The organism is Saccharothrix stipae, assembly GCF_054781895.1.
The window spans coordinates 221873-236428 of sequence record NZ_BAAGTN010000008.1 but is presented as its reverse complement, the minus strand read 5'-3'; the positions used below and the strand labels follow the sequence as shown (position 1 = coordinate 236428).

General features: G+C 72.8%; 11 protein-coding genes. 5 read left to right on the top strand and 6 right to left on the bottom strand.

Annotated elements, in window-relative coordinates:
* Positions 1–10: 10 nt before the first annotated feature.
* Complete coding sequence (locus ACYVLT_RS17910; RefSeq protein ID WP_461121330.1) at positions 11–400, bottom strand: hypothetical protein; 390 nt, start codon at positions 398–400, stop codon at positions 11–13.
* Positions 401–557: 157 nt separating this feature from the next.
* Between ACYVLT_RS17910 and manB the strand changes: the two genes are divergently transcribed.
* A complete protein-coding gene (gene manB / locus ACYVLT_RS17905; protein ID WP_461121329.1) occupies positions 558–1634 on the top strand; it encodes a mannose-1-phosphate guanylyltransferase in 1077 nt (358 codons plus the stop codon).
* A gap of 20 nt (positions 1635–1654) precedes the next feature.
* Entirely contained in the window at positions 1655–2545 is an 891-nt protein-coding gene (locus ACYVLT_RS17900; RefSeq protein ID WP_461121328.1) for a DNA-3-methyladenine glycosylase family protein, read from the top strand.
* Here the strand turns inward: ACYVLT_RS17900 and ACYVLT_RS17895 are convergent.
* The 4 genes from ACYVLT_RS17895 to ACYVLT_RS17880 form a co-directional block, all read right to left on the bottom strand.
* Positions 2530–5697, bottom strand: coding sequence for an NACHT domain-containing protein (locus ACYVLT_RS17895; RefSeq protein WP_461121327.1), 3168 nt, complete (start codon positions 5695–5697; stop codon positions 2530–2532). The genes ACYVLT_RS17900 and ACYVLT_RS17895 overlap by 16 nt on opposite strands.
* A gap of 40 nt (positions 5698–5737) precedes the next feature.
* Complete coding sequence (locus ACYVLT_RS17890; protein ID WP_461121326.1) at positions 5738–6601, bottom strand: glycosyltransferase family 2 protein; 864 nt, start codon at positions 6599–6601, stop codon at positions 5738–5740.
* Between the two features lie 98 nt (positions 6602–6699).
* Complete coding sequence (locus ACYVLT_RS17885; RefSeq protein WP_461122241.1) at positions 6700–7827, bottom strand: glycosyltransferase family 4 protein; 1128 nt, start codon at positions 7825–7827, stop codon at positions 6700–6702.
* Positions 7828–7906: 79 nt separating this feature from the next.
* The gene (locus tag ACYVLT_RS17880) at positions 7907–8941 is read right to left on the bottom strand and encodes a glycosyltransferase family 4 protein (RefSeq protein ID WP_461121325.1); all 1035 of its coding nucleotides are present in this window, start codon (positions 8939–8941) and stop codon (positions 7907–7909) included.
* A 26-nt stretch (positions 8942–8967) separates the two neighbouring features.
* On the opposite strand from ACYVLT_RS17880, the gene ACYVLT_RS17875 reads away from it, so the two are divergent.
* The 3 genes from ACYVLT_RS17875 (at position 8968) to ACYVLT_RS17865 (ending at position 13530) form a co-directional block, all read left to right on the top strand.
* The gene (locus ACYVLT_RS17875; protein ID WP_461122240.1) at positions 8968–9882 is read left to right on the top strand and encodes a glycosyltransferase family 2 protein; all 915 of its coding nucleotides are present in this window, start codon (positions 8968–8970) and stop codon (positions 9880–9882) included.
* 77 nt (positions 9883–9959) lie between these two features.
* On the top strand, positions 9960–12452 hold the full coding sequence (locus tag ACYVLT_RS17870; protein ID WP_461121324.1) for a glycosyltransferase: 2493 nt from the start codon (positions 9960–9962) through the stop codon (positions 12450–12452).
* On the top strand, positions 12445–13530 hold the full coding sequence (locus tag ACYVLT_RS17865; RefSeq protein ID WP_461121323.1) for a glycosyltransferase family 4 protein: 1086 nt from the start codon (positions 12445–12447) through the stop codon (positions 13528–13530). Before ACYVLT_RS17870 ends, ACYVLT_RS17865 begins: the two co-directional genes overlap by 8 nt.
* Here the strand turns inward: ACYVLT_RS17865 and ACYVLT_RS17860 are convergent.
* Entirely contained in the window at positions 13469–14506 is a 1038-nt protein-coding gene (locus ACYVLT_RS17860; protein WP_461121322.1) for a helix-turn-helix transcriptional regulator, read from the bottom strand. The genes ACYVLT_RS17865 and ACYVLT_RS17860 overlap by 62 nt on opposite strands.
* Positions 14507–14556: the final 50 nt, after the last annotated feature.

Below are 14556 nucleotides of genomic sequence, written 5' to 3'. Positions count from 1 at the left end.
CTCGTGGGGGTCAGGTGTCGCCGTTGAGGCGTTGGGTCAGGCCCGGGGGGTGTTGGGGCTGGCCGCCGGAGAGGCGTTGGGACAGGGACGGGCGGGAGGTCGGGACCTGTTGGACGGTCGGGACCGGGCCGGGGGCGACGCGGAGTTCGGGCTCGGGTTCCGGGGCGGCCGGTGGTGGTGGCGGAGCTGGCGGGGCGGGCTGACCTGCGGCGACGTGCGCGGCCAGCACCATGGTCGAGTCGGGGTCGGCACGCGGGTCGACCGCGTTGACCATGGACCGCGGGATCTGCTGGGTCGCCGACGAGTCCATGGGCGACGTCATGTTGTCCGGCGTCACGACGTGGATGCCACGAGCACGAGCACGGGCCAGCGCCGCGTCGGCCCGAGCGCGGGGGTCCATCCGGATCTCTCCTGCGTGTGCCTTGGGCCGGCTTGGGGAACGCCGGCGTGCCGATCGGTGACGCTCGCCGACACGGACCACCGCCCGTGCCGCCGGAGTGCTCGTGCCAGAGTATTCGCAAACTACGGGTGGAAGTAAGCGGAGGAGGAAAAACGGCATGTCGGAGCTGCAAGGCGCCGAGGCAGTGGTTCTGGTCGGGGGCAAGGGAACCCGACTCCGACCACTGACCCTGTCCGCGCCCAAGCCCATGCTGCCGACCGCCGGGGTGCCGTTCCTCACCCACTTGCTGTCGCGGATCCGGGAAGCCGGCATCACTCACGTCGTGCTCGGCACGTCCTACAAGGCCGAGGTCTTCGAGGAGCACTTCGGCGACGGCGCGGCGCTCGGCCTGGAGCTGGAGTACGTGGTCGAGGACGTGCCGCTGGACACGGCGGGCGCGATCCGCAACGTCGCCCACAAGCTGCGCGAACGCGACGTGGTGGTGTTCAACGGCGACATCCTGTCGGGCGTCGACCTGCGCGCGGTGGTCGACACGCACCGCAAGGCCGAGGCCGACGTGACGCTGCACCTGGTGCGGGTGGAGGACCCACGCCGGTTCGGCTGCGTCCCCACGGACGCCGACGGCCGCGTCACGGCGTTCCTGGAGAAGACGGAGGACCCGCCGACCAACCAGATCAACGCGGGTTGCTACGTGTTCCGCCGCGAGGTGATCGAGGGCATCCCCGCGGGTCGGCCGGTGTCGGTGGAGCGGGAGACGTTCCCGGGGCTCTTGGCGGCGGGCGCGCGATTGCAGGCCTACGTCGACGCGTCGTACTGGCTGGACCTGGGCACGCCGGCCGCGTTCGTGCAGGGTTCGGCCGACCTGGTGCGCGGGATCGCGCCGACGGCCGCGCTCGCGCTCCAGGGCGACGCGGTGATCCTCGACGGCGCGACGGTGGACGAGAACGCGGTGGTCACGGGCGGTGCGACGATCGGTGCTGGCTGCACGGTCGCGGCCGGGGCGGTGGTGGACGGCTCGGTGCTGTTCGACGGCGCGGTGGTCGGCGAGGGTGCGCGCGTCGAGCGCAGCGTGCTCGGGGCGAACTCGCTGGTGCAGGCCGGTGCGGTGGTGTCCGACGCGGTGATCGGCGACAACGCGGTGGTCGGCGCGCGGTGCGAGCTGATCAACGGCGCCCGGGTGTGGCCGGGTGTCGCGCTGCCCGAGGGCGGGGTGCGGTTCTCCGCCGATGTGTAGCCGAGGTGTAATGGCCAGTGATGCTCTCTAGGACGTGGACGCCGACGTTCCCGCTGGACGTCGGCGCGCTGCTGATGCCGTTGCGGCGGGGCGCGGGCGATCCGACGTTCCGCGCCGGTGCCGACGGCGTGTGGCTGGCCGCCAACACCCCGGCGGGGCCGGGCACCCTGCGCGTCCGCGTCACCGACGTGGTGGAGGCGGACGCGTGGGGTGACGGCGCGGAGTGGCTGCTCGACGGGCTGCCCGCGTTGCTGGGCGCCGGTGACGACGACTCGGCGTTCGAGTGCCACCACCCGTTGGTCGCGGAGGCGCGACGGCGACGTCCCGGGCTCAGGCTGGGCACGACGGGCCGGGTGTGGGACGCGCTGCTGCCCGCGATCCTGGAGCAGAAGGTGACGGGCATCGAGGCGTTCCGGTCGTACCGGGAACTGACGCGCAGGTTCGGCACGCCGGCGCCCGGCACGACCGGCCTGCACGTCCCGCCGACGCCGCGGGCGATCTTGAGCATCACGGACTGGGAGTGGCACCGGGCCGGTGTCGACGGTGGACGGCGCCGTGCGCTCATCGCAGCGGCCCAGGTCGCACACCGCTTGGAGCGGGCGTGCGAGATGCGTGGCGAGGAAGGCCGCAACCTGCTCCGGAAGGTGCCGGGAATCGGGGTGTGGACGGCCGCCGAGGTCGCGCAGCGGGCGTGGGGCGACCCGGACGCGGTCAGCTTCGGCGACTACCACCTGGCCGGCATCGTCGGCTGGGCGTTGGTGGGAGAGGCCGTGGACGACGACCGCATGGCCGAACTCCTGGCCCCGTACTCCCCTCAACGCCACCGCGCCGTCCGCTACATCCTCTCCTCGGGCGTCACCAAGCCACGCCGAGGTCCCCGCTTCTCCCCCCGCGACTACCGCGCCATGTGATCACCCAGACCGACTGACTCCAACGCCCGCCGAAGACGGACGTACAGGTGCCGATTGCCGGCGGCGATCCGGTCGAGGTCGAGGTCGTGCAGCAGCTCGGGGACGTCCTGAAAAACGGCTTCGGGGTCGAGGCCCAATTCGACGCACCAGACGAGCGCTTCGGCGACCGCGTCCGGCTGGTTGTCGCGCACTGCTCGATTGGCGAACGACTCCGCGAGCAGGTTGATCGCGCCGGGGTGTTCCTCACCGGTGTCCGCCAACAGGCGCAACGCGCACCTGATCAACGGTCTGATCTCGCCGCTCCCGAGGACAACGACCTGTTCGAGCAGTGCGGGGGTCGCCGCCGGATCCCTGGCCAAGGCGTGGAACAGCACTGACCAGTAACGCACTCCCAGCGCCAACCCTGGTTTCAGCACGGTCAAGGCGGACGTGTAGGCGGCCACCCGCTCGCTCGGGTCGGGCGCGGTCAGGGCAGTCAGCAGCAGGTGCAACGGGGTGGTGAGACGCCCTTGGTGGACCAAGAGCATGCTCGACGCGGATCTCATTCTCGCCATGAGGGGTTCGACGTTGTGGAGCAGCAAGCCCTCACGCCAGGACATGTGAACGGACTCCCACCTGCGAATCTCATCGAGGTAATTCGGCAGGTCGTGGCTCCCGTGAGGGCTCGAAATCTCCAACAACCACCTCACATCGACCGGGGAAACCGGTTCCACGCCCCGCAGCACGACCGACGGGTCCGGTGACGGCTCGATCGTGAGCACCTGGGTGATGGTGTCCCACTCCTCCTCGCCCAGTTGTGACTGCCACAAAAGGGTCAGGGATTGCCACGTCGTTCGGTCGGGGAAGGCCCATCGGCCGCCCACCGCGACGGTTAGGACGACCAGGTTCGCCGTGTACGCCGCGATGCGGTGGGCGATCGGCAGCGTGCGCGGGAGGTAGTCGGGGTGGTCGGCGCCCGGTAGCCGGTGTTGGGCCGTGGCCACCAGGGCGGTGAACAAGCCGTGCAGTTCCGCGCGGTCGGCTTCGGGAGTTCCGTCGAACAGCTCGCGCAGGAACGAGATCACCGGGGTGCGCGTGGTCAGCGACGCGAAGGACAGCACCGGCTCCAGCCAACCCGTGCCCTCCTGGCGGCCGTACAGCGACGTCGCCGCCCGTTCCTTCGCCAGCACCTCCAGCGACAGCCGGTGGACGAGGCGCGCGACCAGGTACTCGCCGAACGTCGCGTGCAGGAACTCGTAGGTCCGCAAGACCTGGTCGTCGTGCGCGGCACGGGCGGCGTGGACGAAGAAGAAACGACCCACCGCCAGCTGCGCCGAGCTGAGTCGGAGCTTGTCGCGGACCCCTCGCGCACCGGATTGGAGGAGGGCGTTCAGGTCGTCGTCCAGCTCTCTCTCGTCAATCCACTGGACGCCCCGGTTGAACATCGCGAAGGCCACGACCGACAGCCGGACCAGTTCCTCCTCCACGGCCAGCGCGACGTGGTCGTCCATGGCGTGCCGGAGGCTCTTGTCGACCTCGCGGCGGGCGAACCTGGTCAGCAGCCGTTCGTACAGGCGGGCCTTGGCGAGTTCCGCGCCCTCGGTGTCGAGGGCGTTCCCGTCGGCGTTGTAGAGGGCCAGCATGAACAGCAACAACGGCTGGCCGGCCAGGTCGTCGAAGCGAAGAGCCACGTCGGGTTCGAGGACCGCGCCGGGGTTGGCCGCGTTCCACACGTCCAGCCAGCGGCGGACCTGGTCGGCGCTGAACGGCTCCAGCCTCAGCACCATGGTCGGGCCGGCCAACCGCGCGCGGTTCGCCACCGCGACGCGGGTGGTCACCACGACGATCACCGCTCGTCCCTGGTCGAGCTCCCGCTGCTGGAACTCGCGCACCCGGGCCAGGTAGTCCGACTTGCTCGTGCCGGTGGCCTGGAGCAGTTCGTCGAAGCCGTCGAGGAGCACCACCGGAATGGCCGGCTTCGCCGAACGGGCGAGATCCGGCCAGGTCAGCCGTTCACCGGTGGCGTGCGTGATGGCGGCCTCGATCTGGTCCTGCAACGTCGTGTCGGCGGCCACGTCCCGCAGCACGACCCGGATCGGCAGGAAGTCCTCGGCGGGCAGCTGCGCGGCCAGCACCTTGGTCAGCAGCGACTTGCCCGCGCCCGGTTGACCCAGCACGACCAGCGGCGCGGCGGTCGCCCGCGAGGAGGTGAGGTAGCCCGCGAGGTAGTCGTCCAGGTCGACGCGGACCGGCTGCTCCGACCACCAGCCGTCCGCGCTGACGTCGTCGGCCGTGCCGGCTTCCACGACCTTGAAGCACGGTGACACGTACGCCTGCGCCAACGTCGGCAGGACCAGCCCGGACGGGACCTCGCCGTCGACCACCGGCCGTTCCAGCGCGGCGCGGTAGGTCCGGGCCAGGGCCTTGCGGCGTTCGTCAGGCGCCTCGGGACCCGCGAACCGCGTCAACAGCGCCCGCATGTCCTGCAGAGCGGTTCGGACCTCGGCACGGGTCGCCGCGTGCTCGATGCCGGAGGTCCACAGCGAGAACTCGGGGCAGTCGACCGCCAGCTGCCGGTATCGCGCCTGGTAGAGGGCCACGGCCCGGCTCGGCACCTCCTGTGCCTCCACGACGAGTTCGTCGCGTCGGCGCACGGGGAGGTCACCCCAGGCTTCGAAGCCCGCCACGAAGTCGAGGAACCTCCCGACCGTCTTCAGGTAGAAGGCCGACAGCTCATCGGTGACGACTTCGGAGGGCTGCTCGGCGCTCGGCAACGGGATCGCGGTGTCCAGCAGCCCGCCCACGACGCCCGCCTCGCGCCGGGAAACGGGCCAGTCCCCGCCGGCCAGGACCACCTGCTCACCCTTGGTCATCCTCAGCTTGAACGGCATCCTCAAGTCGTCCAGGGCCTCGAAGAAGGCGGTGACCACGAGGATGCTGTGCGCGGCTTCGAGTAATCGGGTCCGGTCGACGCGGTGCAGGCCGGTTACCCGCTCGCGCACCGACGACAGCACCTTCTTGCCCACCCGGACCACCTCGGTGCGGGCGTCCAGCAGGTCGATCCCGCCCGTGACCACCACCCCCGCCGCCGAGGCGTGGTCCAGGAGCTTCGCGAGACCGGTGTCGCCGCCCAGCAGCTTCACCGCGTCGCTGTAGGAGAACCCGCTGCGCATCGAGCCATCATCCACCGGAACGACCGGCGGCAAGGCGCAATCAGCGGGTCATCATCCGGAGCCGCAGGGACAGGCCCGCGCGCACGGCCAGCATCAGCGGTGCCCAGAGCGGGCCGCGGTGGCGGTCGGCCAGGTAGCGGTAAGCGCTGGAGTGGTGGGCGGCGAGCATCCGCTTGGACGCGCGCCGGGTGGAGTGGCCGCCGATGTGCACGACCTCCGCCTCCGGCACGTACACGTTCAGCCAGCCGGCCCGGCCGAGCCGGTCGCCCAGGTCGACGTCCTCGAAGTACATGAAGTAGCGCGGGTCGAAGCCGTCGACCGAGTCGAACGCCTCGCGCCGCATCAGCAGGCACGAGCCGGACAGCCACCCGGCGGTGCGCTCCTCCGGCGCCGACGCGGCCTGCCGGTACTCCCGCGACCACGGGTTCGACGGCCACACGACCGCGAACAACGCGTGCCCCACACCGCGCCCCAACGACGGCAGCAGGCGTGCCGAGGGGTACACGGTGCCGGACGGTTCCCGGATCAGAGGACCGAACGCGCCGCCGCGGGGCCACCGCTTGGCCGCGTCCAGCAGCTTGTCCAGGCTGCCCACGCCCCACGACAGGTCCGGGTTGGCGATCACCACCCACCCGACCGACTCCGGCAGCGACGCCACGCCGCGGTTCGCGCCCGCGCCGTAGCCGAGGTTGCCCCCGGTCGGCACGAACGTGACGTGCGGGTGCTCGGCGGCGGCGCGCTCGGGTACACCGTCGGTGGACCCGTTGTCCGCCAGCACGACCGACACCGGCCGGGTGGTCGCCGCGGACAGCGTGGACAGGAAGGTGTCCAGGGTCTCACCGGGCGAGTAGGTGACGGTCACCACCGCCAGCTCGTCTCCGTAACGCGTCACGCCGGCCACCATAGTGGTGGTGCGCGTCGTGCACGACGGCGTGTCCCTCGCCGCGTGGGAGGAGCCACCGGTTCACGCCGGGCCTTGGGGGTGCGGCCGTGGCGTTCGCCCTAACGCCGCCGGTGCGAGCGCGCGGCGCGCTCGTAGGCCAACCGGTGCCGGGCCGCCGACGTCGACCAGGAGAAGTCCTTCGCCCGCACGACCGCCGCCGACGCGAGCTCGGCGCGCCGGGCCGGGTCGTCGAGCAGCTCGCCCAGGGCCGCCGCGATGTCGCCGGCGCCGACCCCGCAGTACGCCACCGCGTCGCCGCCGACCTCGGGCAGGCTCAACCGCCGGGTGGTCAGCACGGCCGCGCCGCAGGCCATCGCCTCCAGCACCGGCAGCCCGAACCCCTCGCCGAGCGACGGGTACGCCACCATCTCCGCACCGCCGAGGAACCCGGCCAGCGACGGGAACGGCAGGTAACCGGCCCGGATCACGCGGACCCGGTGCGGCACGGCGTCGAGCGCCCGTTCGACCTGGCTGTCCCAGCCGGGCTGGCCGGCCAGCACGAGCGCGGGCGGGTCGGACCGGTCGCGGCACGCCTGCGCGAAACCGCGGATGAGCGCCGGGACGTTCTTGCGCGGTTCCAGTGCGCCCAAGAACGCCACGTAGGGCGCGTCACCCAGCGACAGCATCCGCCGGACCTCGGCCACCTCCTCGGGCGTCGGCGGGTGGAACCGCTCGGTCTCCACGCCGTGCTGGGCGATGTGCAGCAGCCGCCGGTCCGCGCCCGCGACCCGCGTCAACTCGTCCGCGGTCGCCCGCGACGGCACGATGCACAGCGCGGCCCGCCGCAGCGAGGCCCTGGTCCAAGCCCGGAAGAAGCGCGCCTTGACCGACGAGTGCAGCACCGCGTCGGTGAAGAAGGTCGCGTCGTGCAGCGTCACCACCGAGGCCGCGCGGTTCGCCAGCGGCACGGTGTAGTGCGGCGAGTGCACGACGGCCACGCCGAGCCGGTTCGCCAGCCGCGGCAGGGTGGTCTGCTCCCAGGTCAACCGGGCGGTCCGGGTCGCCACCGCCTCCGCCGCGGGGATGATCCGCGAGTCGGGCGCCAGGGACGTGTAGAGCTCCGCGTCACGGGGTTGGCACACCACGCTGAGCCGGGCCCCGTCCGCGTCCAGCGCGGCCACCAGGGAGTCCACGTACCGTCCGACGCCACCTCGGTCGGCTGGGACGGCGGTGGCGTCGATCAGCACGCTGGGTTCGACGGGTGACACGCGGTGAAGGGTACGGCGGGCGGCCGACAGGTTGACCGGGAATGGCGCAAACGGTTCATTAACGAAACAGCCCCAGGTGGATGCCCCACACCGACCGGGCGGCGTTCTCCCAGGTGAACGCCTCGGCCCGGAGCCGTCCGGCGGCGACCAGGCGGTCCGCCGGCGCCGCGTCGGACAACACCGAGCGCAGTCCTGTGACCAGCGCCTCACGGTCGCCGCGCGCCACCACCACACCCGCGCCGCCGGCCACCTCGACCAACGCGGGCGCGTCCGAGTGGACCACCGGCACGCCGGCCGCCATCGCCTCCACCACGGGCAGCCCGAACCCCTCGGCCAGGCTCGGCGCGGCCAGCACCGCCGCCCGACGCAGCACGTACGCCAACCGGGCGTCGCTCAGCCGTCCCAGCAGGTGGACGTGCGGTGCGCGCAGGTCCACCCCACCCCACCCCTGCGGCCCGACCACGACCAGCGGCACGCCCAGGTCGGCGGTCGCGGACGCCAACAGGTCGAAGCCCTTGCGCGGCTCGATGGTGCCGATCGCCAGCACGTACCGGGGCGGCACGTCGACCGGCTCCTCGGCCGGGAACGCCGTCACCCCGTTTCCCACCACGTGGACGGGTACCGGCCCCGGCGCGTACCGCCGCAGCTGCTCGGCCACTGCGGACGTCGGCACCACGATCGCGCCCGCCCGGGCCGCGGCACGGCTGATCACGCGCTGGTGCCACGCCACTCCGCGTGGCGTCAACGTCGACGGGTGGGTCCACGGCACGGTGTCGTGCACGGTCACCACCACCCGACCGCGCGGCGGCGCGAGCGGCGTGAACGCGTGCACCGAGTCACCGCCCGGCCAGTAGGGCACGCCACGCTCCCACGCCGCGATCAGCGCACGTCGGGGCAGCGGCAGCACGCGCGGCCCGAGCACCCCGGGCACCACGGCCGCCGACACGTCCGCGTGCCTGCTCACCACACCCGTGACGGTCCACCCGGCGGGCGCGGTGGCGGCCAGCGCGGCGGCCAGCTCACGGGTGTACCGGCCGGTGCCACCGGGCACCGGCGCCAGCAACTGCTCGGTCAGCACAACGAGGTCGGGCACGTCGCGTACCGTCTCACGCCGTGTCGATCCCCAGCACGACGGTGGTCGTGGTGACGTGGCGGGGCCGCGAGCACATCACCGCGTGCCTCGACGCCCTCGCCCGGCAACGTCCACATCGGACGCTCGTGGTGGACAACGCCTCCGACGACGGCACGGCCGACCTGGTCGCCGCGCACCCCAGCCGCCCGGAGACCCTCCGCCTGACCGCGAACCGCGGTTACGCGGGCGGTCTCGCGGCCGCGCTGCCCAGGGTCACCACGAAGTACGTGGCCTGGCTCAACGACGACGCCGTGCCCGACGACGACTGGCTCGCCGAGCTCGAAGACGCCTTGCACGCCACCCCCGACGCCGCCGCGGCGACCCCGTCGATGCTGTTGGCCGACGGCTCGACCCAGTCGGTGGGCGTCCGGCTCACCGCCGACGGGCACGGCGCCGACCTGGTCCTCGCGGGACGCGACGTCTTCGGCTTCTGCGGGGGCGCGGCGCTGCTCCGCCGGGACGCGTTGACGCAGGTGGGCGGTGTGCCGGCCGCGTTCTTCTGCTACTACGAGGACACCGACACGGCGTGGCGGCTGCGGCTGGCCGGCCACCGGGTGCTCTCCGTCGGCCCGGCCCGCGTCCGCCACCGGCACGGCGCGAGCACCAACCCCGGCTCCCGCCTCTTCCACCACTGGAACGAGCGCAACCGGCTGCTGACGCTCCTGCGCTGCGCGCCCCTCGGCACGGCGGTGCGGGAGCTGGCCAGGTTCACCGCGATCACCGCCCTGCTGCCGGTGCGCAGGAACGTCCCCGACGCGGCGAACTTCGAGGTTCCGCTCCGCCTGCGGGTGCTGCTGGAGGTGCTGGGCAGGCTGCCGGGCACGCTGGTCGAGCGGTGGCGGATCGGCCGACGTGCGACGGTGGCCCGGCGCGTGGTGTGGCGGGAGTGGGCGGGCCGGTAGCGCAGCGCCGAGCCCGACGCCGAGGCGTAGGCCACCTTGACCTCACGCTGCGGAGCGTGATGAGGCAGAGTTAGCCCGTGGAGCAAGGGACCCTGCCTGTGGTCTCGGTGGTCGTGGTCAACTACCGCGGCGCCGACGACACCATCACCTGCCTGCGCGCGTTGTTCGGCGACCTCGACTACCCGGCGGAGAAACTCCAGGTCATCGTGGTCGACAACGCCTCGGGCGACGGCGGTGCGGACCGCGTCCGGGCCGCCGCGCCGAACGCCGAGGTGGTCGAGGCCCCGGCCAACCTGGGCTTCGCGGGCGGCTGCAACCTGGGTGTGCGCGGCGCTCGCGGGTCGGTGGTCGCGTTCCTCAACAACGACGCCCGCCCGCACCCCCGGTGGCTGCGCGAGGCGGTGGCGGTGCTGCGCGCCGAGCCCGCCGTCGGCGCGGTGGCGAGCAAGGTGCTCGACTGGGACGGCCGCGAGATCGACTTCGTGGACGGCGGCCTCACCTGGTTCGGCATGGGCTACAAGCGGCACGCGGGGCAGCCCGACGACGGCTCCCACGACACACCGCGCGACGTGCTGTTCGGCACCGGCTCGGCGCTCGTGGCGCGGACCGCGGTGTTCCGCGAGCTCGGTGGGTTCGACGAGCGGTTCTTCATGTTCTACGAGGACGTGGACCTCGGCTGGCGGATGAACCTGCGCGGCTGGCGCGTCCGGTACGTGCCCACCTCCCTGACCTTCCACAAGCACCACGCCTCGATGTCCACCGTGGACACCAGCCGTGAGCTGTACCTGTTGGAGCGCAACGCCCTCGCCGCGCTCTACAAGAACTTCTCCGACGAGACGCTGGCCAAGGTGCTGCCCGCGGCGCTGGCCCTGGTGGTCCGCCGGGCCACCGCGCGCGGCGAGCTCGACGCCACCCAGCTGGAGATCACCCGGCGCCCGGACGACCCCGCCGACGACCGCGCGCCGGTGCCGGTGCCGCGGCAGGCGCTGGCCGGGTTCCTCGCGATCGACCAGTTCGTGGAGCTGCTGCCGTCGCTGGCCGAGTCGCGCCAGGCCGAGCAGGCCGCGCGCCGGCTGACCGACGCCGACCTGGTGCCGTTGATGCGCAAGGCGATGGAGCCCGCCTACCCGCTGCCCCGCTACCTGGCCGCGCACGACGTGCTGGTCGAGGTGTTCGGGCTGGAGGAGGTGTTCGGCCGGCCCCGGCGGGTGCTGGTGGTCACCGGCGACGCCATCTCCGACAAGATGGCTGGCCCCGCGATCCGGGCGTGGAACATGGCCGACGTGCTGTCCGGTGAGCACGACGTCCGGCTGGTCACGATCAACGCGCTGTGCGCGCCGCCCGAGTCGTCGTTCCCGGTGGACCGCGCCGCGCCGCGCGAGCTGGTCGAGCACGCCAAGTGGGCGGACATCATCGTGCTCCAGGGCCACGTGCTGGAGAACCTGGGCTTCCTCAAGGAACCCGGCAACACCAAGATCGTGGTCTGCGACATCTACGACCCGATGCACCTGGAGCTGCTGGAGCAGGGCAAGGACTCGACCGACGAGCAGCGCGAGCTCGACCTGGTCGGCGTCACCCGGATCATCGACAACCAGCTGCGGCGCGGCGACTTCTTCCTGTGCGCCTCCGAGCGGCAACGGCACTTCTGGCTCGGCCACCTGACCGCGATCGGCCGCATCACCCCGTCGCTGTACGACAACGACCCGACCACGCGCTCGCTGCTGGCCGAGGCGCCGTTCGGGCTGGCGGGCAAGCCGCCGCAGCGCACCGGGCCGGGTCTGCGCGCCACCCTGGGCATCGACGCCGGTGACAAGGTCGTGCTGTGGGCGGGCGGCGTCTACAGCTGGTTCGACCCGCTGACCCTGCTGCACGCGGTGGACCGGCTGCGCAAGCGCCGGTCGGACGTGCGGCTGGTGTTCCTGGGCATGAAGCACCCCAACCCCGAGGTGCCGGACATGGACATCGCCGGGCAGACCCGCGCGTTGGCCGACCGGCTCGGCCTCGCCGGCGAGCACGTGTTCTTCAACGAGACCTGGGTGCCCTACCACGACCGGCAGAACTGGCTGCTCGACGCGGACGCCGGCGTCACCACGCACTACGAGCACGTGGAGACGACGTTCGCGTTCCGGACGCGGGTGCTGGACTACCTGTGGGCCGGGCTGCCGATCGTGACCACCGACGGCGACTCGTTCGCCGACCTCGTGCGCCGGGAGCGCCTCGGGGTCGTGGTGCCGTCGGAGGACCCGGACGCGCTGGCCGACGCGCTGGAGAAGGTCATGTACGACACCGCTTTCGCCGCCGCCTGCGTGGAGCGGATCGCGGCCGTGCGGGAGCGGTTCACCTGGGAGAACGTGCTCGCGCCGCTGACCGCGTTCTGCCGCAACCCGCGGCCGGCCGCGGACCGCCTGCCCGGCGCGTCGTTCATGGTGGCCAACCGGCCGCTCGGGCGGCTGGAGAAGGTGCAGCGGGACGTGGCGCTGGTCAAGGAGTACATGACCGCCGGCGGCGCGGGCGAGGTGGCCCGGCGGGCGACCGGGCGGGTGCTGAAGAAGTTGCGCGGCCGTGGCTAGGCCGTTGCGGGTGCTGATCGACGGCACCCCGCTGCTCGGGCAGCGGACCGGGATCGGCCGGTACACCGCGGCGTTGGCCGAGGAGCTGGCGTCGATGCTGGACGAGGTGGACGTCCGGGCGGTCGCGTTCACGTTGCGCGGGTGGCGTGCGCTGCGGACCGTGCTGCCGCACGACGTGGTGGCGCGCGGGTTGCCGGTGTCGGCGCGGCTGCTGCGCCAGTTCTGGCTGCGGATGCCGTTCCCGCCGGTGGAGTTCCTGGCCGGGCCGACCGACGTCATGCACGCGACGAACTTCATCCTGCCGCCCGTGCTGCGGGCCGGCGGCGTGACCACCATCCACGACCTGGCGTTCCTGGACACGCCCGGCGACCTGCCGCCGTCGGACCGCCGGCTGCCCGAGCTGGTGCAGAAGTCGGCCACGCGGGCGGACGTCGTGTGCACGCCGACCCGTGCGGTGGCCGAGGTGGTGATGGAGCGGTTGGGCGTGCCGGAGTCGAAGATCGTGGTGACGCCGCTGGGCGTCGACCCGGCCTGGTTCGCCGCCCGGTCGCCGTCGCCCGCGCTGCGCGCCCGGTTGGGGCTGCCGTCGGAGTACCTGCTGTTCGTGGGCGCGGGCGGGCCGCGCAAGGGCTTGGGGACGTTGCTGACCGCCCACGCCGCCCGGCCCTCGTTGCCGCCGCTGGTGCTGGCCGGGCCGCACGTGGTCGGCTCCGACGATCGCGTGCTGCGGACCGGCTACCTGAACGACGTGGACCTCAGGCGCGTCGTGGCGGGCGCGGCGGCGTTGGTGCTGCCGTCTCGCGACGAGGGGTTCGGGCTGCCCGTGCTGGAGGCGTTGGCCTGCAACGTGCCCGTGGTGTGCACGGACGTGGCGGCGTTGCGCGAGGTGGCCGGTGGGCACGCGGTGCACGTGCCGGTCGGTGACGTGGAGGCCTTGGCGACGGCCATGGTCGACGCCGTCGAGGCCCCGCCCACGGCCGCCGCCCAGGCGGCACGGCGGACGCACGCGGCGGAGTTCACGTGGCGGCGGACGGCGGAGAAGACGGTCGCGGCCTACCGGCGTGCCGCGCAGCGGTGACGGGAGCCGTCGAGGTGGCGGTGGCGTTGGCGGTGGCGTTGGCCAGCCGGGCGGCCAGCGCGCGGACGTGCTCGACCAGTTCCGGTGGTTCGTGCACGGTGAAGTCGAACCCCTTCGTCGTCACGTGGATCGCCAGCTCGTCCAGCGAGTCGGACCCCGCCCGCAACGTGCAGCTGCGCTCGTCGATCGGCTCCAGCGCCCCGGTGGTGGGCGCGATCCGCTCCGCCGCCACCTCCACGCCGACGTGCAGCGTGAACCTGGCCTGATACCGGTAGGCGGACGTGGAGATCGCCCGTGAGGTGTAGCCGCCGAGGTCGGGGTCGGGCGGCGTGCGCGGGGTGAACCGGGGGCCGGTCGGGGTGCGCGGCTCCAGGCGGTCGACCCGGTAGGTGCGCCAGTCCTGCCGGTCGACGTCCCAGCCGACGAGGTACCAGCGCCTGCCCGCGTGCACCAGGCGGTGCGGCTCCGTCGTGCGGACGCCGGCGGTCCCGTCGTGGGTGCGGTAGTCGAAGCGCAGGCGCAGCGAGTCGCGACAGGCGGCGGCGATGGCGGTCAGGGTGCCCGGGTCGACGGTGGGACCGGCGTTGGCCATCGGCACCGTCATCGACTGAAGGGCGTTGATCCGGTGGCGCAGCCGGGACGGCAGCACCTGTTCGAGCTTGGCCAGCGCCCGCACCGAGGTCTCCTCGATGCCGGTGATCGAACCACCGGCGGCCGTGCGCAGGCCCATCGCGACCGCGACGGCCTCGTCGTCGTCCAGCAGCAGCGGCGGCAGGTCCGCGCCCGCGCCGAGCCGGTAACCGGCGGTTCCCGCGGTGGCGTCCACGGGATAGCCGAGGACGCGCAGCCGGTCGATGTCGCGGCGCACCGTGCGCGGGGTGACCTCCAGGCGCTCCGCCAGCTCCGCGCCGGACCAGTCACGTCGGGTCTGGAGGAGCGAGAGGAGTCGCAGCAGCCGTGCCGAGGTTTCCCACATGCCTCGAAGTCTGGCACCGTCCTAGGACCGAACCTGACCTAGCAGGTTCC